The 23,117-nt window shown below is 38.6% G+C and carries 17 protein-coding genes and 1 pseudogene; 11 read left to right on the forward strand and 7 right to left on the reverse strand.

The window, feature by feature from the left end:
* Positions 1-12: 12 nt before the first annotated feature.
* From leuS to nhaA, 5 genes are all read right to left on the reverse strand, one after another.
* Positions 13-2,451 (reverse strand): leucine--tRNA ligase, encoded by a 2,439-nt coding sequence (gene leuS, locus DY109_RS01030; RefSeq protein ID WP_023946585.1) that lies wholly within the window; start codon positions 2,449-2,451, stop codon positions 13-15.
* Between the two features lie 67 nt (positions 2,452-2,518).
* Entirely contained in the window at positions 2,519-3,484 is a 966-nt protein-coding gene (secF, locus tag DY109_RS01035) for a protein translocase subunit SecF (protein WP_023946587.1), read from the reverse strand.
* Positions 3,485-3,496: 12 nt separating this feature from the next.
* On the reverse strand, positions 3,497-5,122 hold the full coding sequence (gene secD / locus DY109_RS01040; RefSeq protein WP_034549158.1) for a protein translocase subunit SecD: 1,626 nt from the start codon (positions 5,120-5,122) through the stop codon (positions 3,497-3,499).
* Complete coding sequence (yajC, locus tag DY109_RS01045; RefSeq protein ID WP_023946591.1) at positions 5,119-5,412, reverse strand: preprotein translocase subunit YajC; 294 nt, start codon at positions 5,410-5,412, stop codon at positions 5,119-5,121. The genes secD and yajC overlap by 4 nt, the downstream gene beginning before the upstream one ends.
* Before the next feature lie 50 nt (positions 5,413-5,462).
* On the reverse strand, positions 5,463-6,776 hold the full coding sequence (gene nhaA, locus DY109_RS01050) for a Na+/H+ antiporter NhaA (RefSeq protein WP_112059075.1): 1,314 nt from the start codon (positions 6,774-6,776) through the stop codon (positions 5,463-5,465).
* Between the two features lie 265 nt (positions 6,777-7,041).
* On the opposite strand from nhaA, the gene DY109_RS01055 reads away from it, so the two are divergent.
* The 8 genes and pseudogenes from DY109_RS01055 (at position 7,042) to DY109_RS01095 (ending at position 19,064) form a co-directional block, all read left to right on the forward strand.
* A complete protein-coding gene (locus DY109_RS01055; RefSeq protein ID WP_023946597.1) occupies positions 7,042-9,486 on the forward strand; it encodes a dynamin family protein in 2,445 nt (814 codons plus the stop codon).
* On the forward strand, positions 9,483-11,372 hold the full coding sequence (locus tag DY109_RS01060; protein WP_023946599.1) for a dynamin family protein: 1,890 nt from the start codon (positions 9,483-9,485) through the stop codon (positions 11,370-11,372). The genes DY109_RS01055 and DY109_RS01060 overlap by 4 nt, the downstream gene beginning before the upstream one ends.
* A 444-nt stretch (positions 11,373-11,816) precedes the next feature.
* Positions 11,817-12,155, forward strand: coding sequence for a hypothetical protein (locus tag DY109_RS01065; RefSeq protein WP_115737726.1), 339 nt, complete (start codon positions 11,817-11,819; stop codon positions 12,153-12,155).
* A gap of 256 nt (positions 12,156-12,411) precedes the next feature.
* Positions 12,412-13,485 (forward strand): annotated as a pseudogene (locus DY109_RS01070) (MBOAT family O-acyltransferase); the annotation flags it as partial.
* A gap of 316 nt (positions 13,486-13,801) precedes the next feature.
* The gene (locus DY109_RS01080; RefSeq protein WP_023946607.1) at positions 13,802-14,794 is read left to right on the forward strand and encodes a hypothetical protein; all 993 of its coding nucleotides are present in this window, start codon (positions 13,802-13,804) and stop codon (positions 14,792-14,794) included.
* Positions 14,795-14,869: 75 nt separating this feature from the next.
* Positions 14,870-17,434 carry a preprotein translocase subunit SecA gene (gene secA / locus DY109_RS01085; RefSeq protein WP_023946609.1) on the forward strand — a complete coding sequence of 855 codons (2,565 nt, stop codon included), beginning with the start codon at positions 14,870-14,872 and terminating at the stop codon, positions 17,432-17,434.
* Positions 17,434-18,675 carry an ABC transporter permease gene (locus DY109_RS01090; protein ID WP_023946610.1) on the forward strand — a complete coding sequence of 414 codons (1,242 nt, stop codon included), beginning with the start codon at positions 17,434-17,436 and terminating at the stop codon, positions 18,673-18,675. The genes secA and DY109_RS01090 overlap by 1 nt, the downstream gene beginning before the upstream one ends.
* A 143-nt stretch (positions 18,676-18,818) precedes the next feature.
* Positions 18,819-19,064: an RNA recognition motif domain-containing protein gene (locus DY109_RS01095; protein WP_023946612.1), complete on the forward strand. Its 246-nt coding sequence runs from the start codon at positions 18,819-18,821 to the stop codon at positions 19,062-19,064.
* Positions 19,065-19,450: 386 nt separating this feature from the next.
* Here DY109_RS01095 and DY109_RS12275 read toward each other — a convergent pair whose 3' ends face one another.
* The gene (locus DY109_RS12275; RefSeq protein WP_023946614.1) at positions 19,451-19,579 is read right to left on the reverse strand and encodes a hypothetical protein; all 129 of its coding nucleotides are present in this window, start codon (positions 19,577-19,579) and stop codon (positions 19,451-19,453) included.
* 339 nt (positions 19,580-19,918) lie between these two features.
* Positions 19,919-20,743, reverse strand: coding sequence for a DUF5718 family protein (locus tag DY109_RS01100; RefSeq protein WP_034549164.1), 825 nt, complete (start codon positions 20,741-20,743; stop codon positions 19,919-19,921).
* A gap of 162 nt (positions 20,744-20,905) precedes the next feature.
* On the opposite strand from DY109_RS01100, the gene DY109_RS01105 reads away from it, so the two are divergent.
* The 3 genes from DY109_RS01105 to kdsA are packed head-to-tail and all read left to right on the forward strand — an operon-like array spanning position 20,906 to position 23,101.
* Entirely contained in the window at positions 20,906-21,559 is a 654-nt protein-coding gene (locus tag DY109_RS01105) for a carbonic anhydrase (RefSeq protein WP_023946620.1), read from the forward strand.
* Positions 21,560-21,569: 10 nt separating this feature from the next.
* Positions 21,570-22,214 (forward strand): hypothetical protein, encoded by a 645-nt coding sequence (locus tag DY109_RS01110; RefSeq protein ID WP_023946622.1) that lies wholly within the window; start codon positions 21,570-21,572, stop codon positions 22,212-22,214.
* Positions 22,178-23,101, forward strand: a complete 924-nt coding sequence (gene kdsA / locus DY109_RS01115) for a 3-deoxy-8-phosphooctulonate synthase (RefSeq protein ID WP_081714854.1) — start codon at positions 22,178-22,180, stop codon at positions 23,099-23,101. The genes DY109_RS01110 and kdsA overlap by 37 nt, the downstream gene beginning before the upstream one ends.
* Positions 23,102-23,117 lie beyond the last annotated feature (16 nt).

The following is a 23,117-nucleotide window of genomic DNA, read 5'->3' on the forward strand; positions in this document are numbered from 1 at the left end:
CTGCTCTAAACATCAAGATTTTACGACAAAATTCACCAATTTAGATGGCACGATAATCTCTTGTTTGATTTCTACATCAGCAAGCCATTTTTCTATGGTTTGATGCGCGAGTGCTAGAATCTCCTCTTTTGTAGCATTGACACCCACGCTCATCTCTCCTCTTTTTTTGCCATTAACCATAAGTGCCATAACCACACTCTCACTCACAAGAGCTTGTGGATCGATTTGAAGTGTGCAAAAATTTTTGCGTTCAAATAATTCATCGCTCAACTCCCAGCAAATATGCGGAATAATTGGCTCTAGGATTGAGAGCAAAATAAAATAACCCTCCGTCCATATATCTGCATTATCTTGATTTGAAAGAAAATTGAGTGCTTCCATACATGAGGCGATAAGCGTATTGAAATTATAATTATTCGCCCGCTTTGTAAAAACATCATGCGATTTTTGCAACGCCTCATAGACTTTTTTTCGTGCAAGTTTTTGGGCTTTGTTTAGCGCGCTAGAATCTATCTTTGGAATGCTTTGTGTTTTGTAAGCACTTCCGCTTCGCTCATACAATCGCCTTATGAAGCGATACCCGCCCTCAACGCCACTATCACTCCATTCTAGCTCACGCACAGGCGGTGCTGCAAATAATATAAACAATCGCGCTGTATCTGCGCCATATTGATCTATAAGCGAGTTTGGATCGACGACATTGCCTTTGGATTTACTCATTTTTGCGCCATTTTTAAGCACCATTCCCTGAGTGAGTAAATGTGAAAATGGCTCATCAAAAGTGCAATACCCCAAATCACGCAAAACTTTTGTCCAGAATCTTGCATACAATAAATGCAAAATCGCATGCTCAATCCCGCCTATATACTCATCAACTTCCATCCAATATGCAAGCGATTTCTCATCAAATGCCTGCTTTTGCCATAATTCTTTGGGTGTAGTATAGCGCAAAAAATACCAACTTGATTCGACAAAAGTATCCATTGTGTCTGTCTCTCTTAGTGCTTCTTTTCCACACTTTGGACAAAGACAATGCTTAAATTCATCATGCTTTGCTAATGGATTGCCCTCCCCGTCAATCACGACATCATCGGGCAGTTTAATCGGTAGATTCTGTATTTTTTCAGGCACCACCCCGCAAGTTTTGCAATGCACCATAGGAATTGGCGCGCCCCAATATCTTTGCCTTGACACGCCCCAATCTCGCAAACGATAATTCACAATATGCTTGCCATTTCCCTCTTTCTCAAACAACTCAATAATACGTCGTCTTGCTTCATCTCCACAAAGCCCATCAAATACACCACTTTGCATAAGCGGGGCTTCTTGAGTAAATGGAAGCTCTTGTTTTGTTTGCAAAACCTGCTTGATTGGCAGATGATATATCTTTGCAAATTCAAAATCTCTTTCATCATGAGCTGGAACGCCCATAACAGCACCACTTCCATAATCCATAAGCACAAAATTCGCCACCCAAATTGGCACAAGCTCTTTTGTCAATGGATGGATTACACAGATTCCCAAATCCACGCCCTCTTTAGTAGCAGTAGCCCTTGCGCGCGTTGAAGTGTTTTGGATAGCTAGGATTTCTTTTTGGCTAGATTCTGGCAAAAACTCAAATATCGCTTTTGTCAAAGGGTGCTCTGGCGCGATAGCACAATATGTAACGCCAAAAATCGTATCAGCTCGCGTTGTAAAAACCTCTAAAGATTGGATTTTGGTAAGCTCTTTTGCTTTTGCCTCAAGCTCAAAAGCAAACTGCAATCCATCTGATTTACCAATCCAATTTTTTTGCATAAGCAAAACCTGAGCAGGCCAATTCCCCTCTAAGCCTTCCAAATCTTTTAACAACTCTTCCGCATAATCAGTGATTTTGATATAGTATTGCTCCATTTCTTTTTGGATAACTTCTGTATCGCAACGCCAGCATTTACCATCAATTACCTGCTCATTTGCTAAAACCGTCTGATCGTTTGGACACCAATTCAAAAATGATTTTTTGCGATAAATAAGCCCTTTATTCCACATTTGGATAAAAAACTCTTGCTCCCACCTTGTATAGATTGGATCACAAGTGGCGAGTTCTTGTTGCGTTGAAAACGAAAGCCCGAGCGAAGATAGCTCTTTTTTCATCGTCTCTATATTGGCATAAGTCCATTGTTTGGGGTGGGTTTTGTGCTTGATAGCTGCATTTTCGGCAGGCATTCCAAACGCATCAAACCCTATGGGGTGCAATACATTAAATCCCTGCATTCTATAAAATCTCGCAATCGCATCGCCTATAGAATAATTACGCACATGCCCCATATGAATAGCCCCACTTGGATAAGGAAACATACTTAAAATATATTTCTTTGGTATATCAAAGTCCCACGAGGGCTCATACATATTGTTTTTGAGCCAAAAATCCTGCCATTTTTTCTCAATCACTTTAGGATTATATGTTTTCATCTTTAGTGTCCTATTTCTAGATATTACTTATCTTAAATATTTAAATATAATGTCTGCTTGCTATATTCTATACTCTGCCACCCTCATATTGCTGTCTAATTTTTTTGCGCTCTTGTGCGCGCTTTTCTTTAAGCATTTCTTTGTGGTGGTATTTTTGAATATCAAACCTAAACAAAATCGCTAATTGTGGGGCGACAAGGGTTGAAGTATAAACCCCACAAAGAACGCCAACAACCATTGGCAACGAGAATCCAACGATAATCTCCCCGCCAAAAATATACAAAGTCAAAACAACAAAAAACACCGTTAGAGTTGTAAGAAGTGTTCGCGAGAGTGTATTTGATACGGCTTCATTCATCACTAAGGCTATATCATTTGTTTTGTCTGTAAGCATTTTTTCTCGGATTCTGTCAAAAATAATAATCGTATTATTGATACAATACCCAATCAATGTCAAAAGAGCAGCAAGCACTTCAAGATTTAAATCAATCCCAAAAATAATCACACACGCCGCAGCAATCACAACATCATGCACCAATGCCAAAATCCCCGCCAACGCAAATCGCCATTCATAACGAAAACTCACATACACCATCATTGCCAAAAATGCCAGAATCAAAGACATAATGCCTTTTTGGCGCAGTTCATTTCCTACTTTTGAGCCGACACTATCAAATTTACGCACTTCAAATTCACCCGTTGGGGCAAGATCTTTGACAATCATTTGTGAGAGTGTATCGTTTTGGATTTCTGCGATAAATGGAATCTTAAGGAGCACCTCTTCTTTTGAGCCAAATTCGCTGACTAAAATCCCCTTAAATTGAGATTCTAGAATCTTTCGTATATCATCAATAGGCGCTTGTTCTGGGTATTTGATCTGCATAACGCTTCCCCCAGCAAAATCAATCCCCAAAGAAAAGCCCGGCTTTACAAATAAAGCAAAAGAGCCAATCATCAAAACACAGCTTACTATCAAAGCATATTTTGAATATTTCACAAAATCAATAATTTTCACTTGTTTAAAAATTTCCACTTCTTTACTCCATTATGTGTTATTTGCGTTTTTATCATTTACATAGCGCACACCAAACCAAAAATAAAGTCGTTTTGACTTAGTGATATAAGGCAAAATAGCCTGATAAAATCCATGTGTGCCAATAATTGCGGTAATAATAGAAGCCAAAATCCCTATACAAGTCGTAATCGCAAATCCCTTAATAGGTCCTGTCCCATACGCATAAAGTAGCACAGATACGATCAAAGAAGTGATATTTGAATCAAAAATCGCCCTTGAAGCATTGACATACCCGATATGTATGGCTTTTGTAATACCATCTCCTGCGCGCAAAGATTCTCTGATACGCTCATTAATGATGATATTTGCATCTACGGCTACCCCAACCGTGAGGACGATCCCAGCCATACCCGGCAATGTCAATGTCGCCCCAAAAATCGCCATAACCGCAATGATGATTAATAGATTCACAATCAACGCTACACACGCAATCACACCAGCCATACTATAATACATCATCATAAAGCACACAACCAAAATAAACCCACCCAAAAGTGCGATCATAGAGGCTTTGATGCTATCTGCTCCTAGGCTTGGACCCACACTGCGCTTTTCTAGCACACTCAAAGGTGCTGATAATGCCCCGCTTCGCAATGTAATAGCCAAATCGCTTGCTTCCTCCACGCTAAAGCTTCCGCTAATTTGCCCACTTCCACCGCCTATGCGCTCTTTTATCTCTGGTGCTGAATACACCTTCCCATCAAGCACAATCGCCATTCTTTTGCGGATATTTGCTCCCGAAAAATCCGCAAATCGCTTTGCGCCCTCTGAATTCAGGCTAAAAGATACCACTGGACGATTATTTTGATCATACGCCACACGCGCATCGCTTATCATACTTCCGTCCAAAATCGGCACAGCCTTAAGCAGAATCTTAGCCTCTCTGCCTTGAGCTTGGGCGATTTGCGCTTCTTTTGTTGTTTTGGCAAATTCCAAAATCACATCATTGTATTTTTGCGCTTCAAAATCGCTCATTTCATACACTCGCGCAACTCTCTCTTCATCAACTGCCATCATTTGCAAAAACGCCACTTTTGAGATGAGATCTTGGATTCTCTCTTCTTCTTGCATACTTTTGACACCAGGCAACTCAACCAAAATATTATTTTTGCCTTGTTGTGTTACGCTAAGCTCGCCTAGCCCAAATTGATCAAGACGATTGCGAATCGTAGAGATAGCTTGCTCTATGGCTTGCTTACGCACTTCATCTTGTTCTTGTGTGGTCATTGTGATGATGTAGTGATTATCGCTTGAGTCAAATTTTACCCCGCGCATACCTTCAAGTATGGTAAGAAGATCTTTTGTATCATCAGAATCTATAAGCTCAAATTGCACATTATCATCTTGTGCTTGCAATCCACTCAAAAGGATAGATTTTTGATTTGTCGCATAATCAATAGAAGACGCTATGGAAGAGTAGCGACTTTTGATAGCTTCTTCGACTTCTACGCCTAGCAAGAGATTTAATCCCCCTTGCAAATCTAGCCCTAAATTAATCTTTGGACCTTGTGTGTGAAAAAACGAAGGTATCGAAAAGATGACACCAAACACAATCGCAATCAGAAAAACAATTAAACGAGGATTCAAAATTTTCATTGTTTAGATTCTGTGTTTGTAGGATCAACTTTATACGCTACATATTCTTTTGAAAGTTTCGCTGTGCTTTCATCGCTTAATCTCACACTAAAAAACCCATCTTCAACCTTTAAAATCTCGCAAATAAATCCACCTTGGGAGACTATTTTATCGCCTTTTTTGAGAGATTCTAGCATTTCTTTGTGTTTTTTGGCTTGCACCCTTTGAGGACGAATCAAGAAAAAATAAAACACCGCAAAAAGCACAACCAATGGCAATAACGAAACTATAAGACTACCTTCTTTTTCCATACATATCCTTTAATGATAAAATCAAGCCAGTATTTTAGCAATTTGTTTATTTATTTTTCTTTAGTTTTTGAAATCAGCATTAAAAAAAACGCGCCAATGATGCCTGCTGTAAGCGAACTACTCAAAATAGCAATTTTTGAGACTTCCATAGCCACATGCGCGTTGGCAGTGTTTTCAAACGCCAAATCAGATACAAATATAGACATCGTAAATCCAATGCCCGCTAGCATTCCAGCCCCCAGAATCTGCACCCACGATACACCAGCAGGTCGCGCAGCAATCCCTAGCTTTTCACATAAAAATGTCGTCAAAAATATCCCCAATGGCTTGCCAACAATAAGCCCCAATGCAATGCCTAAGAAAATATGATCAATATTAAATGTTATATCACCACTAATGCTTACCCCAGCATTTGCAAATCCAAACAAAGGCATAATAAAATACGCACTCCAAGGGTGCAATGTCCTTTGAAGCCTGCCTAATGGGCTTTGAACGGTCGCAAGCTCTGTTTGAATATCTCTCAAAGCTCGCACTTGAGAATCATTTAAAAATTTTTGCGTTGTGTCGTTGTTTTGCACAAAGCTTTTAGTCATATTTCCCACCAAAGGCGCGAAATCCTCAAATTTTGTCTTTGGTGCAGTCGGAATACAAAATGCCAAAATCACTGCTGCTATGGTCGCGTGGATTCCGCTATGGTGAATCGCAAACCAAAGCACAATCCCAACCAACAAATAAGGAAACAAAATTTTCACACCCATTTTATTCATCACAATCAGCACAACTATCAATAATATAGCCACCAAAAACCACACATAATGCAAGCTTGAAGTATAAAAAAGCGCGATAACAACAATCGCCCCCAAATCATCAACCACCGCCAAAGTAACCAAAAATACCTTCAATGCCATAGGCACTCTGGATTTAAGTAGCATAATCACACCAAGCGCAAAAGCAATATCTGTCGCCATTGGTATCCCAAATCCATGCGCTGATGGGGTATTGTAATTGAGACAATAATAAATTAGTCCGGGCACAATCATTCCGCCAATCGCAGCAAGGGCTGGAAAAATAGCTTTTTTGAAAGTCGCTAACTCACCAAACAAAATCTCTCGCTTAATCTCTAACCCAACCATCAAAAAAAACAATGCCATAAGCACATCGCTAATCCATTCTTTGATGCTAAATCCGATAAATCCATTATCGCCGATTTGAAACCCAAAAATCGTCTGCAAATCCTGAATCTCAAATCCAAGCTTAAGCTGCCAAAACGCAAAATACTGCTCTTTAAATGGCGAATTTGCAATAATCATCGCAAGCACAGCCGTAAAGCACAAAAACACCCCACCAAACGCCTCGCTATGCATAAAATGAATAAACACATCACGTAACCCGACTTTTTCTAATTTGTATGTATCTTTTCTCTCCACGCAAATACTCCTTTTTTAAATACCTTTCAATATAAATGAAAAATTTTATAATAACAAAATCTTTTTTAAACTCTAGATTTTTAGATTCTAAATTTTTAAAACTCCAAAATACTTCAAAATCCAAATTTCTTAAACCTCAAATTTCTTAAACCTAATAATAAATTTTGGTAGAATACACCAAATCATCACAAAGCGAACCCAAATGATTTCAGAAGAAAACAACCCACAGCGCGCCAATAATAAAGATTGCGTGCAATTATTGCAGGCTTTTTTTGCGACATTACATAATGTAGATAATGCAAATTATGTAGATTCTAGCAACTCTCAAATACCAAATCCAACACCTCAAAGTGCTACCATAAACACCGCTCAAAATAGCGCACCAAACACTTCTGATATAGACTTTACAGCCGGCATAGCCACTTCACATACCATTGCCTCACTCCCGCCTCAAGCAAAAGCAATCATTCTCTCCACATACCAAGACAACTTCAGCATATACATAAAAAACCCAATCTTTAAAGCCATTCTTGCAAGCCTTACAACCCCAGAATCTAATCCCAAACCCCACACGCTAGAATCTTTGCAATCCCTCCAATCCCAGATTCTACTTTGCACTGATATAAATGAGCTTAACGCACTCAAGCCATTTTTTTTGCGTTTGAGCGCAAGTGAGCTTTTGGATTCTCAATGCGCGCAAAATCTTATCGATATATTTGAGCAGCACGCCCTCAACAAAGAATCCAAACCCCAAACACAACTCAATCTTACTGCGCTAGATAACGAGCTAGAATCCATACAAGCACAAATTGCAGAACTGCAAATAGAGAGCCATTTTCTACAACAAATCAAATCCATAATCCAAAAAGCCAAAGACAAGCATTTTTCAATCGGCGTTACAGGCGTGCTTAGTGCCGGAAAAAGCACATTTTTAAACGCGCTTTTGGGCGAAGAGATTTTAGGCACTTCGACAATCCCAGAAACAGCAAATCTTACAATCCTTAAATACGACACGCAAAAATACGCCACGATACATTTTTGGACGCAGCAAGAATGGAGCGAACTTCAAGAATCTACAAATCCCTTGATACAGGATTTTGTCAAAGAAAGTCGTGTGATTTTTCAAGATGAGCTTGAAACACTCCTTCAAGAATCTACACGACAAATCACTCTTGATGCAATCAGCCTTTACACCTCCGCAAATGCCAAGCCAAAGCTTTGTAATCTTGTCAAAAAAGTTGAGATTTTTACACCGCTTTCATTTTTGCAAAATGGCGTTGAAATAGTCGATACGCCCGGACTTGATGATCCAATCATTAAGCGCGAAGAGATCACCAAAGAATATGTGCGAAATTGCGATTTGCTTATCCATGTGATGAATGCAAGCTGTGCGGCAAGCCAAATTGATATTGACTTTATTTTAGATGCACTGCTTATCCATAATGTCGCACGACTTCTTATCGTGCTAACAAGGGCGGATTTATTAAGCCCTGAGGAGCTACATCAATCCCTCCAATACACCAAAAACTCACTCACAACCCAACTTCACAAACATCACAATAACAACGATATACACGCCCTGCTTAAGCGCATTGAGTTTATACCTATTGCTGGATTTTACGCGCTTTTGCATAAGACTAACCACCCTCAAATCGCGCTTGAAAATGGCTATAATTTAGAGCAAACAAACATCACCAAAGTAGAATCTTATCTTAACACAATGCTTTTTAGCCCAAATAGCCCAAAACACAAAGATATACTTTTTGTCGCGTATAGAGATTTGGCGCGAGTGATTGATTCAAAGCTTGAAGCACTCAATCTAGAATCTCAAATCTTAAACCTCACAAAAGAGCAAACAGCCGACCTTATCCAAGATATACAAGAAAAAAACCAAGCCCTGCTTGCTAATCTTGAAAAAGAAAAGCAACTCATACACACCCAAACACAAGAATTTAACGACTATCTCAACGCTTTGCAAAAGCACATTACAGCAGAGCTATCACTCCAAAACCAAAAACTCAAAACTCTAATTCTTGATGATGCGCGCTATGAAGCGACAAAGAAAAAAACCCCAACACTTGAGCGAATCAAGCATATCGTTACAACCAATCTCACCGATAGTTTTGTGGATTTGAGTCGGGATTACAAATACAAAATCGCCAAAAAACTCGCGCAATTTTTGGATTCTGCAAGTTTGGATTCTGGTTTAGATTCTAGCGTAGATTCTGCGCGCAAAAAGAACCTACCAATAACCAATCTCACCACAAATCTTGCCACTCATAACGCTCAAATTAGCCAAATCGCAGACACTCTTGCAAACTCTATCCACACACTCATTACCCAATCCCAATCCAAACTAGAATCTAGCCTTAGCTCTACCATTAAAGACGGCTTTATGCCACTAAGTGAGCTTATCGCGCAAAAAAACGCCCAAATAGTCGCACTCTTTCTTGACTCTCTAAACCAAAATCTCGCCACAAAAAAGCAACTTTTACAAGAAAACATCGCCCAAACCCAAAATAATCTCAAAAACGCCCTTGAAAAAGCCCAAAATAAAGAGAGCCAAAAGCACTCAATCGCGCCGATACAAAACGCCCTCAAAGAAATCCAAAACGAAATATCCCTCATCATCAAGGCATTACAATGAATCCTACGAATCTAACAAACCCCAAAAACCAAAGCACACAAACCACAGACAATGCAAAAAATAGAGCGCAAAACGCACAAAGCGCGCAACTCTTATACGCAGATACGCTCCTTGAGGACTTCATCAAAGAATGCATTGCACACTCTCAAAATCCGCTAGAAAATCACATAAACCAAACAAAATATATCCTCACCCAAACTGCCGCACTCTCACAATCTGCTAAACACACTCTAAACGAGCTTGTAAGTCTTATTGACTCACCGATAAAAATCGCTGTCATCGGGCAATTCTCAAGCGGCAAAAGCACATTTTTAAACGCGATTTTAGGGCAAAAAATCCTCCCAAGCGGAATCACACCCGTTACAGCCAAAGTGTGCGAGATTTGCTATGGGCAAACATTAGGGCTTGAAGTGTTTTTTGCAAATAACACAACTACCCTTATGCCTCTTGAATTTCTCAACAATACAAACAAACAAACCCTTGCAAAAATCTCACACTTCAAGCTTTATGCGCCAGTTGAGATTCTGCGCTCAATCACCTTCCTAGATACGCCCGGATTTAACTCCCAAAACGAATCTGATACCAAAACAACAAATGAGATTCTTAAGCAAGCTGATGGAATTATTTGGCTCTCTTTGATTGATAATGTCGGCAAAAATAGCGAAAAAGAGATTCTGCATTCGCATATACAAAAATACGCTACAAAGAGCATCTGCGTGCTTAATCAAAAAGACAGACTCAAAAATGAAGATGAAATCCAAACAAGCCTAAAATATGCCAACGAAGCATTTAGCGGGCTTTTTTCACACATCGTAGCAATCTCTGCCAAACAAGCCCAAGATCACGCACGCAAAGCAGAATCTAATATCCAAGCGGTTTTGGATTTTCTTTATACACAAATTATCCCTAATGCCTCATCTTACAAACCACACAGAATCCTAAAACAGCTCCAAGCCCTCACTTTGCAAGAATTATATATGACGCACAAATACGCCTTGCGACTCCAAGAGCTTCAATCCTATCTCTCCCTCCAAAACGCACAAATAAAATTTGATCTCTTGCAAACGCACTTGCAAGATGAATTTGACGCGCTTTTTAGGCAATATGACGCACAGCTTGAGAATCTAAGTCTTAAAATCTTTAATGCCCTAAGAGAGCAGGAAATAGAATTTAGCATTCCCCACAAAAGCGCATTTGGGCTCACCAAACTTCACACACTCAAGCAAACAATCACAACCCTGCCAAAAGATGAAATCCTAAGCCTACTCACCCACAACGAAAACCAAACCATACGCGATTTGAGAAAGCTAAGATTTCAAATCAGCAATTTTGGCAAAAGCTTTGAGTGCTTTTTACATCAAGAATTACAAACATTCCAAGAAACGTTCCACAAATGGCTTTTTCAAGTGCAAAAATATACCCAAGATAACGAACAACCGCTCACAATAACTCTCACCAAAGACTATCAAAACGCTAGCCAAAAAGCACTTTTTGCTTTGCAAAGCGAGCTTGAGACATTAAGCCATTTGCTGATTATAAGTTACCAAAATGCCATAGAACTTGCACTTGAAAAAATCGATGCCAAAATCACATTCGCGCTCAAAAAGCACAAAGAAAATCCAAAAGAGTTTGCGCTATGGATACCAACGTTTGAAAACATTAGAGACTTTATCAATCAAGGATTCCACTATGGGCTGTATCAAGACAAGCTTTTTTTAACCAATTCGCTTTACAAAAAAATGCTTTTTAATTTAAGTGCGGAAATTGAGATTTTTTATCAGCATTATGCTACAATGCTCGCTCAAAAACTCGCTGATTTGGCACAAAAAAAGCAGAATCTAAAAGCTCATCTTAAGGTTTTGCGTGATGGGCGCGATTTGATGTGATGTTTTATAGAATCTAAATCCTAGCTTTTAAGCGATTTGAGCTACGAGATTTGTTTTTCGTTTTGTCGATAGGCAACTAGCCTTATCTCCTTACTCAAAACTTCACAATCTATCAAACCCTTGCAAGCCCTTGCAAACTCATCTTAAAATCTAGAATTTCTTTAGAAATTCTAGATTTTGAGCTTATTTTTGTAGTTTTGCAAGTTTAGCGAGTTAGTCGCTACTTTTCGTGCGTCGCCAAAATAATACAAGATAAGCCCTAAACGAAGCAATCTGCAAAAAGAAGCAAAAAAGAGGATTTAGATTTTAAATCGTCATTGCGAGGACGATAGGACGAAGCAATCTAGTCAAAATGGATTGCCACGACTTCCTAGCGGAAGCCTCGCAATGACGACAAAATGGCATAGATTTTAGATTCTATGGAAACTAGAAAAAAGGACACCAATGATTTTCAGCTCTTTTAATTTTATTTTTATGTTTTTGCCTCTTGTGTGGGTTGTGTTTATGGTGCTAAAAAACACTTCTTTTCCACATCATTATGTCTATGCAAAGCTTTTTTTGGTGCTTAGCTCACTCTTTTTTTATGCGTATTGGAAGATAGAATATTTACCGATTTTGTTTAGCTCTATTTGTGTCAATTATTTTCTTGCGCTTCTTATTATTAATCCAAAGAAAGTATGCGATACTTTACCATCGTTATTTTCATCTTTACTTTCTTACTTGGCTTTTTCATCTCAAAAAGCTTCTAAAGTGCTAATGAGGGGGGGGGCTAAGACGACATAAGTCAAAAAATAAAAAAGAAAATAAATCAAAAATTAGCAAGATAAAAATTAAACACTCTAGCATAACAAAATCTAAAAATCAAGATTCCACAGAATCTAAAAAATCTCTCTCTCAAAATAACCTAGACTCTAAAAATCCTTTACATCTCAAATCTCACAATACTTTAGATTCTGCGCTTAATGCAGATTCTCAATCCACACCTACAACTTTTAAACCAACTCTTTTATCTTTTTTCTGTCTGCATTCAAGTTCATTGTATCTTATCATTGGTATTATATTTAATCTAAGCTTGCTTGGATTTTTTAAATACACTGATTTTTTCTTAGAAAATTTCAATTTCTTTACGCAGATTCTGCATCTAGATTTTACTATTCCGCTACCTCATATTCTTTTGCCTCTCGCACTTTCATTTGTTACATTTCAGCAGATTGCTTTTTTGGTGGATTGTTATAAAAGGATTGATACATCTGATATAGCAGAATCTCACACGTACACTCAAAAAAATCAAACACTCACAACACACAAAAACCAATCCAAATCTCTCTCTATTGATTTTTTAGATTATTGTTTGTTTATTACATTTTTTCCACAGCTCATTGCCGGACCTATCGTGCATCACAAAGAAATGATGCCCCAATTTCAATCTCTTGCAAAAAGTATCAGTATCAATTATGAATACATTGCCAAAGGCTTATTTATCTTTAGTATAGGCTTATTCAAAAAAGTCTGTATTGCCGATAGCTTTGGGATCTGGGCAAATGCTGGATTTAAGGCAGTAGAATCTGGCTCTGTGCTAAATTTTTTTGAATCATGGGCGAGCGCACTCTCTTATACATTTCAGTTGTATTTTGATTTTAGTGGATATTGCGATATGGCTATTGGTTTGGGATTATTCTTTGGGATTGTGCTACCGATAAATTTCAATTCACCTTATAAAGCGAGCAATATTGCTGATTTTTGGAGAAGATGGCATATCACTTTAGGGAGATTCTTAAAAGACTATGTCTATATTCCACTTGGAGGCAATAGATATAGCAAATTTATCACTTTACGCAATCTTTTTATCGTGGCGTTTATAAGTGGGATCTGGCATGGAGCTGGTTGGGGCTTTGTGATTTGGGGGATTTTGCATGGGCTTGCGATGTGTACTCATAGAGCTTATAGATTCTTACTTGAAGCATTTAACCTTACAAATACAAGATTTCTACAAAGCAAAATTTACAAACTCCTTGCGTGGATTCTGACATTTAATTTTATCAATCTCACTTGGATTTTCTTTAGAAGCGAGAATCTAAGTGGTGCATTAAATCTAATAAAAGGAATGTGCGGAGGTGAGATTGTATTGCCAAGATTTATAGAATCTAAAATAGCAAAGCTTGATGTATTACTGCATACTCATTTTGCAAATTATATACACTATTGATCGATGGGCGAGTACAATTCAGACAAGTTCATATATTGTTATTCCTGCGATTATTGGAGGATTTGTGGTGGTGTGGGTGAGAAATAGTTGTGAGCTCACACAAAGCCTAAAACCCAAAATCCATTGGCTGATTTTGAGTTTGGCTCTATTTTGTCTTGCTTTGGGCGTTTTATCTTATCACGATTCAAGCGAATTTTTGTATTTTAATTTTTAGGAAGTATGTATGAGACTTGATTACAAACGCTTTAGTATTGCCTTTATTGTGTTATTTGGGATTATGTCTGTTGGTGCTTTTTGTGTGAATTATTATGCAGATATGTATGGTTTGAGAGATTCTCACCATAAGCGTTTAGCTAATCTTGTAAGCACAAAAACACATCTCTACAAGCCAAGACTTGAAGCCAAAGCATCATATTATACGATTGGCTCTTCGCGTTTTTTGAGAATCAACATATCACGTCTTGCAGATGAGCTACATTCTCATACGATAAGTAGCGCAATATCAAGCATTACAAGCGCAGAGATATTATTTATCGCTAAGCAATTCAAGAAAAATAACGTTCATTTGATTGTGGGGCTTGACGCATTTTCACTCAATACTCAAAAAATGGTGCAAAACAATCGCTTTGAAGAGGCATTGCATACCAATACACTTCCTTATTGGACAAATCTTGGGGATTTTTTGATTTTAATTAAAGAAAAAATAACTGACTTTGTGTTTCAAAGAAATACAAATTATGCTTTTGAGCAAGAAAATAAACAAATAGCACCAGATTTTACTTTTGAAAAACTTGAGCAAACATACTTTGGCACGCCACCCCAAAAAAACTATCTGCATTACTTCAATTACACTATTGATTTAGATGAGATTACAGAGCTAGCAAAGATTGTAGATTCTAAGGATATATTTATCATTTTTCCAAAGCACGCAATGCATTACGAATTATTTGAAAAATATGGCATTAAAGAGCAGTATTTTAAGGCGATTGAGACATTAGTAAAAAACACAAAAGCACGCGTTATTAGCTTTTATGGAGTCAATGAAATCACAAGCCAAAAAGATAATTTTGATACATTAGGGTGGCATTTTAAGCCAAAAATAGGAGGGCTGATTCTTGATAGAATCTTTCAAAAAGGAGATTATCTCAATTTGCCAAATAATTTTGGCGTGGAACTCAATGCGAGCAATATAGATTCTTATTTACAAGCCTTATAAGCCTTCGTTAAAATAAGTTTGTATATAATTGCGCCTGAAAAAACAATCAAAAATGAATGAAATAAGGTTGCTTTGATGATACAAACCATAGTCGGAAAAATACTTGGCACACGAAATGACAAACTCATAAAAAAATACCAAAAGTGCGTCAATGCTATCAACACCCTAGAATCTAGCTACAAAAACCTCAGCGATGATGAGCTCAAAAGCGCGTTTGAAGCACTCAAGCAAAAAGTAAAAGACGGCGCAAGTCTAGATTCTGTGCTAGAGGCAAGCTTTGCTATCACGCGAGAAGCGAGCGTGCGCACACTTGGTATGAGACATTTTGATGTGCAGCTCATCGGCGGAATGGTGCTTAATGATGGCAAAATAGCCGAGATGAAAACAGGCGAAGGAAAAACCCTTGTAGCAACCCTTGCTGTGAGCCTAAATGCGATGCGCGCTCAAAGCGTGCATGTCGTAACGGTTAACGACTACCTAGCCAATCGCGATGCAAACGAGATGATGCCTTTGTATAACTTTTTGGGATATAGCGTAGGTGTCATCACCTCAAACCTCAAAGATGACGCCACGCGCCTAGAAGTGTATGCAAATGATATTGTCTATGGGACAAATAACGAATTTGGCTTTGATTACTTGCGTGATAATATGAAATATGATTTAGAATCTAAAGTCCAAAAATGCCATTTTTATGCGATTATTGACGAGGTGGATTCTATACTTATCGATGAAGCAAGAACTCCGCTCATCATCTCTGGTCCTGTAAATAAAAAGCTAGAAAACTACCAAGCCGCCGATCTTATCGCCAAAAAAATGGAAACGTCAAAAGACTTCAGTATCGATGAAAAAAACCGCGTGATTTTAATCACAGAAGAAGGTATCAAAAAAGCTGAAAATCTCTTCAAAATCGAGAATCTATACAGCATAGAAAACGCCGCCCTCTCTCATCATCTCGATCAAGCCCTGAAGGCAAATTATCTTTTTTCAAAAGACAAAGATTATGTCGTGCAAAATGGTGAAGTGATTATCGTTGATGAATTTACAGGGCGTCTAAGTGAGGGACGACGATTTAGCGAGGGCTTGCACCAAGCACTTGAAGCCAAAGAAAAAGTCAATATCAAAGAAGAGAGCCAAACATTAGCAGATATTACATTTCAAAACTACTTCAGACTTTATGAAAAGCTTGCTGGAATGACTGGGACAGCGCAGACTGAAGCGACTGAATTTTTGCAAATCTATAACCTTGAAGTCGTCTCCATACCCACAAATGTGCCAATAAAAAGGCAAGATCTCAATGACTTAATTTACAAAAGTGAGCGCGAAAAATTTAATGCCGTTATCGCCAAAATCAAAGAGCTTCACGCAAAAGGACAGCCTGTTTTGGTCGGGACAGCAAGCATTGAAAAAAGTGAGATTCTGCATAATCTCCTCAAAAAAGAAAAAATCGCCCATACCGTGCTAAACGCCAAACAGCACACAAAAGAAGCTGAAATCATCAAAGACGCTGGGCTCAAAGGCTCTGTAACAATCGCTACAAATATGGCAGGAAGGGGCGTTGATATAAAGATTGATGATGAGATAAAAGAGCTTGGTGGGCTTTATATCATCGGCACAGAGCGACATGAGAGTCGCAGGATTGACAATCAGCTTCGAGGACGCGCGGGCAGACAAGGCGATCCGGGTGTGAGTCAGTTTTACCTTAGCCTTGAGGACGCGCTTTTGAGGATTTTTGGAAGTGATAAACTTAAGGGCATTATGGAAAAATTAGGACTCAAAGAGGGCGAACATATAGAATCTAGCCTTGTTACGCGCTCTGTGCAAAATGCGCAAAAAAAAGTCGAGAATCTACACTTTGAGTCAAGAAAACATTTGCTTGAATACGATGATGTCGCAAACGAGCAACGCAAAAGCGTGTATAAATTCCGCAATGAGCTTTTAGATCCAGATTATGATATGATTCAGCGCATTCAAGATAATCGATCTCTTGCCCTCGCGCAAACAATCAATAAAATCAGATTCCAAGATGAGCACTCATTAGAGCTTGATACAAATGCGCTTATTGCGATTATCAAAGAAGAATTTGGCTTAGAGCTTGAAAGCGAGGCTTTAAGCAAGATAAATCCTGCTGAAATCGAAGAATACATAAACCACCAGCTCACCAACAGCTACGAAGAAAAAATGTCGCACCTTCCGCCACAGCAACGCAATGAGATTGAACGCATTATCTATCTACAAATCCTTGATAATCTTTGGCGCGAACATCTCTATGCAATGGATACACTCAAAACCGGCATAGGGCTGCGAGGCTACAACCAAAAAGATCCGCTTGTAGAATACAAAAAAGAAAGCTACAATCTTTTTATGGAGCTTGTCGAGCAGATCAAAATCCAAGCAGTAAAAACACTTCACATCATACGACTTCAAGCCGAAGAAAACCCACAAAACCAAACGCAAGAAATTATCCATGATCTAAAAGCCCAAGATAAGAATCTAAGCTTCAATAAAGATGAAATCCAGCAGAATCTAGACTTTGAAGCCAAAAAAATATCGCGCAATGATCCATGCCCTTGCGGAAGTGGCAAAAAATACAAACTCTGCCATGGCAGAAGCGGTCCCAAAAAAGGAATGCTAGCACAATAATGAACCCAAAACAACGCAACATCGCGCACTTTTTGCATAAAAAATTTTTGCGCTTTGATAAAACCCAGCCATTTATATCCATCACTGCTTTGCTCGCGTTTTTAGGCATTGGCGTTGGGGTTATGGTGCTTATAGTCGCAATGGCGATTATGAATGGTATGAGTAAAGAATTTGAGAAGCGACTTTTTGTGATGAGCTATCCACTCACGCTCTATTCGCTCAACCAAAAAGGCATATCTGAAGATTTGCTCCACAAGCTAGAATCTCATTTTCCAAATCTATCATTTAGCCCCTATCTCTACTCTCAAGCTGTCGCAAGGATCAATGGCACAATGGACGCAGCGATTATTTTTGGGATTGATCCCAAAAAAGAAGCGCAAATCAATCCTGTGTTTGCCAAAGCTTTTGGCTCTCAAGAAGTCTTAGAGCAATTTAGCCAAAATAAATTTGGCATTATCATTGGTCAAAGCGTTGTGTATTCGCATTTTTTAAATCAAGATGACAAAATCACTCTGTATTTCACCAAGCTTGAGCCAACAGGGCTTGTCCTAAGCCCTGTGATGAAGCGATTTTCGCTATTTGGATCATTTAGCTCCGGGATTAGCGCGTATGATTCAGCCTATATGTATGCAAACAAAGAAGCACTTGCTGCGATCAAGGGCGTGCCGCAAGGCTTGTATGATGGCGTGCATATTTTTTCAAAAGAGCCGATGAAAGACATTGTGCTATTGCGGGAGTTTTTGGATTCCATCAAAGGGCTTAATGTCGCGCTTGAAGGGTGGTGGCAAAAAAACGCGAATCTTTTTGCCGCGATGAATCTTGAAAAACATGTGCTTTTTATCGTGCTTATGCTAATTATCCTTATGGCAAGTCTTAATATCATAAGCTCTTTGCTTATGGTTGTGATGAATCGACGCAAAGAAATCGCCCTTTTGCTTAGCCTTGGAGCGAGCAAGGCAGAGATTAAAAAGACATTTTTTTATCTTGGTATGACTATTGGCATTTTAGGCATTGTCTTTGGCGTGGGGCTTTCATTTGTCGTGCTATGGGTGCTAGATACTTTTCCTATCATCAGCCTGCCTGCTGATGTGTATGGCACAGATAAGCTTCCGCTTGATTTGTCGTTGTTTGACTTTGTAGCGACAATCATCGGCGCGATCATCATCGTATGCCTCTCATCATATTATCCAGCCAGACAAGCTTCAAAAATAGATTCTCTAAGCGTTCTACGCAATGAATAATTTTAAGAAACTTTAAGCTTAAAAAGCTTATGATTAACAACTTTGAGATGAAACCTTTGAGATTGGACTCTTAGAACCTTTTATTCTTCGCCTTCTGACTCAATGATGACAAATTAAAGCAAAACATTCAAACGGAGAATAATTTGAAAAGTATCTATGTTGGAAATCTCGCTTACTCTGCGACAAATCAGGATTTAGTTGATTTATTTACACAATTTGGCAAAGTAGAGTCTGTCAAACTCATTAACGACAGAGAGACAGGTAGACCAAAGGGGTTTGGCTTTATCGAAATGGACGATGAGAGCGCACTAAAAGCTATCAGCAGCCTTGATAATACAGAATTTATGGGACGCAAAATAAAAGTCAATGAGGCTAATCCCAAAAAATAGCCCCATTTAAAAAAAAAAAAAAACGCTCTGCCACGCACTCCTTTAGCTATGCTTGGCTTTGCTTAAAGTAACACTTGATGCGCCTTAAGTGTCTTTGGTATTTTGGTGGATTTAATGTATTAAAGATATTAAAAGCATTAATATAAACACCAAAGCAAGCAAAATTATTGCCTTATTACCTTGCAAACCTCAAAATTCCTTTAAATTTTGGAATTTCTTTACGCGCCATTGTATTTCTATAGAATCTAAATCCTCTCTTTTTAGCATATTTCAGGGAGTTTGAAATTTTTAGCCTGCGATGAACGCTTAATGTTACACTTTTTTGTATTTTTGCTTGTCTAAAAATTTCTACACAACCCTAAAATCTGCTAAAAATAGAGGATTTCTTAAATGCCTCTTGTATTTGTATAGATTCTAGAATCTATGTCATTTTTATTGTCATATCTTAAGCGACAGCGAAGAATCCAAAAAGAAATTGTCATTGCGAGACTTCGCAAGAAGTCGTGGCAATCCATTTTTTACTAGATTGCTTCGTCCTATCGTCCTCGCAATTGATTGGGCAGGCTTGTCATTGCGAGCAAGGTTTGTCCTTTGCAAACTTTATTTTTTCTGGATTCTTCGGTCGTGCATACGCACTCCTTAAGACATGACAATAAAGATAGATTCTATGCAGACACAAAAGAGCGTGTAAAAAATTCTAGATTTTAAGATGGGTTTGCAAGGGCTTGATAGATTGTGAAGTTTTGAGCGAGGAAATAGAACATGTAGTTCATTGACGAAGCAAAAAACAAATCTCGTAGCTCAAATCACTTAAAAGCTAGGATTTAGAATCTATGGAAAATAGAATCTAGAATCTACCCCTGCACAACATCTTGATAAATCACTGACATATCAGCTAAGCCATTTTTTCTGTGCTTAGCGATTTCTTGTATATCATCAAATGTGTATTTTGTGTGGTTATAGACTATGATTGCGACTTTATCGCCATTTTTCAAAAATCTATGCTCGTTTTTTGGCGTGTAGCGCGTCGCACCGACTGCAAAAATCGCTTTGCTTGGGTATCGTGCCTCTTGTATGAAGTGCCAAAGATTCTCCAAAACCCCGCAATCCTCCTGCGTATTGAGCTTTCTTGCGATCCAATCAAGCAATTTGGTATAAAAATAACTATAAGTTACAAGCTCGCTTTTTTCGCCATATGATTCCATCACACCTTGCGACTCGACAAATGAAGCGATTGAATAGCGATCGCAAATCCCGCCCACATCAAACACATCAAGTGCTATTTTTTGCCCTATCGCTTTTGAGCCGCTTGAAAAATTTTTTTTCTGCGAGAGTTTTTTTGCGTTTTTGTCATTGCGAATTGAGACATCATTAAACGCCATAAAAAATTTAGGCTGGATTGATTTGATATGATTGTCTTGATAGATGATCTCGCATTCAAGCCCTACTTCTGGCTCTGCTTGGATATTGAATGACTGGTTTTTGGGTAGGATTATTTTGTGATTGTCATAGCAAAATCTCCCCAAAAACCCCTCATTATGAGGAATGTAAAACGGAAAAAGCCCTTTTGGCGCGTTTTCTTCCTCTCCCTCAATCTGCGCAAAATCACACGCTTCTCCTGCCTGCTCGAGATGATTTGCGAAATTCCCCGCTACTCCAAATCCCAACATTTTATCCATTGTAATGCCCCTTTTGTTAAATTCTACATTATAGTCTAAATGCGATAAAACGCAAGCAAATTCACACCCCAAAATCTAAAATATACTCAAATCTCAACACTTCATAATCTCATTTTTAATCTTTAAAGTGTAAAATGCGACATTTATTTCTTAGGAGCTAAGATGAAAGAATTGTTTGAAGGGGCAATAAAATTTCAAGAAGAGGACTTTAACGCGCATAAAGATCTCTATGAAAGCCTCAAAAAACACCAAGAACCGCACACGCTTTTTATCTCTTGTGTAGATTCTCGTGTCGTGCCAAATCTCATCACCAATACCCTGCCGGGCGATTTATTTGTTGTGCGTAATATCGGCAACATCGTCCCTCCTTATAAAGAGTCTCAAACCCTGCGCGAAGGCTATCTAGCGACAACAGCAGCGATCGAATACGCACTCACGATTTTAGAGATACAAAACATCATCATTTGCGGGCATAGTAATTGTGGCGCGTGTGCGGCGATTTATGAGCCTCCGACAAAGCTTGAGCAAACGCCCTATGTCAAAAAATGGATAAGTCTTCTTAATCCTGTAAAACAAAAAGTCGAATCACTCAAGCCAAACTCTAAATCCAAACGAATTTGGCTCACAGAGCAAATCAATATCGAACAGCAATTAGAAAATCTAATGACTTATCCATTTGTCGAGGAGAGATTTGATAGAGGCGAGCTACGAATTTATGGTTGGTATTATATCATTGAGACAGGCGAGATTCTAAACTACAACCTCATCTCACGCGAATTCAAACCAATCTCACATAATAAAGAAAAAAAACAATAAAGGAAAAACAATGAAAAAACTACTCTGCTCTATAATGATCCTCATAGCTACCACTGCACTCAATGCAAAAACAGATTCCACACCAGAATCTAAAGATTTAGATTCTAAAATCAATGTGCTTTTTGACAAACTCAATGCTCCTATATGGATACAAAACACTACCCAATATATAAAATACACTGAAGCAAAAATGTCAGAAATCTCACAATGCCTAAGCAAAAAAGCCCAAAAAACTTGGAAAAATCTTTATAAAGAAATGAATAACAATATCAAAAAAGGCGATATTCTTTTCAAAGAAGCCCTTAGCACGATTAATCCTAAGCACACAGATGAACTCATAGAAATGTTTGAAACCCCTATGGGACAAAAACTAAGCCAAGCTTTAAAAGAAAAAGAGAGATATTTTATCTGCCCAGAGCTTGCGCATTATGATCCAGAGTTTTGGGGTGATTCTTTTACGCAAGAAGATTATCAAAAACTTCGAGAATTTCTTGATGGCACATCAGAATCTCTAAAAGACAATCTCACAGAATTTAACAAAACACTCCGACTCAGACTCTCACAAAACAACTCTCTTGAAAACAAAGAAATGCAAGAACTTCAAGATGAGATCACACAATGCCAACAAACACAAAAGCTAAAGGAGGAGAAATGATTTTATTTTGCGGACCTTGCGTGATTGAGAGCAAAGAGCAACTCCGAAAAATCGCGCATGATTTGGCGGTATTTCACGAGGATAAAAGGATTGATTTTTATTTCAAAGCAAGCTTTGATAAGGCGAATCGCACAAGCCTTGAGAGCTATCGAGGACCCGGGCTTGATGAGGGATTGCGCGCGCTTGATGAGATCAAAAAAGAATTTGGCTACAAAATCATCACAGACATTCACGAATCCACCCAAGCGCAAGCAATCGCCCAAGTGGCTGATGTGATTCAGATTCCGGCTTTTTTGTGTCGCCAGACGGATTTAATCGTCTCTGTGGCAAAGACAAATAAAGCCATAAATATCAAAAAAGGGCAGTTTATGAACCCAAAAGATATGCGATATAGCGTGCTAAAAGCGATAAAAACGCGTAGCAATGCTAGTGATAATATCGATACTAGCGATAATGAAGCAATCTTTGCAGAATCCAAAAAACATCAAATCTGCCTCACAGAGCGCGGGGCTAGCTTTGGCTATGGGAATCTTGTCGTTGATATGCGATCGCTTGTGATTATGAGGGAATTTGCGCCGGTGATTTTTGATGTAACACATAGCGTGCAAATGCCCGGCGGTGCGGGTGGAAAAAGTGGCGGAGAGAGCTATTTTGCGCCATATTTAGCCAAAGCTGCGGCGGCTGTGGGGGTTGATGGGTTTTTTATCGAGACGCATTATGATCCTACAAATGCGCTTAGTGATGGGTCAAATATGATTCCGCTTGATAAGCTACAACCGCTCATAAAGCAGCTTTTTGCGATCCAAGATGCCTTGCATTTAGATTCTACCAGTGCAAAAACACATTCTCTAAATATGCATTCTCCAAAAATGCATTCCACACTATAAATTTTTAAACATAAAT

Source organism: Helicobacter fennelliae, assembly GCF_900451005.1.
Taxonomy (GTDB): Bacteria; Campylobacterota; Campylobacteria; order Campylobacterales; family Helicobacteraceae; genus Helicobacter_B; species Helicobacter_B fennelliae.

Bases quoted from the DNA above. Each gene is read 5' to 3' on its own strand.
- leuS (WP_023946585.1), bottom strand. From the start codon at position 2,451: ATGAAAACATATAATCCTAAAGTGATTGAGAAAAAATGGCAGGATTTT.
- secD (WP_034549158.1), bottom strand. From the start codon at position 5,122: ATGAAAATTTTGAATCCTCGTTTAATTGTTTTTCTGATTGCGATTGTG.
- yajC (WP_023946591.1), bottom strand. From the start codon at position 5,412: ATGGAAAAAGAAGGTAGTCTTATAGTTTCGTTATTGCCATTGGTTGTG.
- nhaA (WP_112059075.1), bottom strand. From the start codon at position 6,776: ATGCATAGCGAGGCGTTTGGTGGGGTGTTTTTGTGCTTTACGGCTGTG.
- DY109_RS01055 (WP_023946597.1), top strand. From the start codon at position 7,042: ATGATTTCAGAAGAAAACAACCCACAGCGCGCCAATAATAAAGATTGC.
- DY109_RS01060 (WP_023946599.1), top strand. From the start codon at position 9,483: ATGAATCCTACGAATCTAACAAACCCCAAAAACCAAAGCACACAAACC.
- DY109_RS01065 (WP_115737726.1), top strand. From the start codon at position 11,817: ATGATTTTCAGCTCTTTTAATTTTATTTTTATGTTTTTGCCTCTTGTG.
- DY109_RS01080 (WP_023946607.1), top strand. From the start codon at position 13,802: ATGAGACTTGATTACAAACGCTTTAGTATTGCCTTTATTGTGTTATTT.
- secA (WP_023946609.1), top strand. From the start codon at position 14,870: ATGATACAAACCATAGTCGGAAAAATACTTGGCACACGAAATGACAAA.
- DY109_RS01090 (WP_023946610.1), top strand. From the start codon at position 17,434: ATGAACCCAAAACAACGCAACATCGCGCACTTTTTGCATAAAAAATTT.
- DY109_RS12275 (WP_023946614.1), bottom strand. From the start codon at position 19,579: ATGGATTGCCACGACTTCTTGCGAAGTCTCGCAATGACAATTTCTTTT.
- DY109_RS01100 (WP_034549164.1), bottom strand. From the start codon at position 20,743: ATGGATAAAATGTTGGGATTTGGAGTAGCGGGGAATTTCGCAAATCAT.
- DY109_RS01105 (WP_023946620.1), top strand. From the start codon at position 20,906: ATGAAAGAATTGTTTGAAGGGGCAATAAAATTTCAAGAAGAGGACTTT.
- DY109_RS01110 (WP_023946622.1), top strand. From the start codon at position 21,570: ATGAAAAAACTACTCTGCTCTATAATGATCCTCATAGCTACCACTGCA.
- kdsA (WP_081714854.1), top strand. From the start codon at position 22,178: ATGCCAACAAACACAAAAGCTAAAGGAGGAGAAATGATTTTATTTTGC.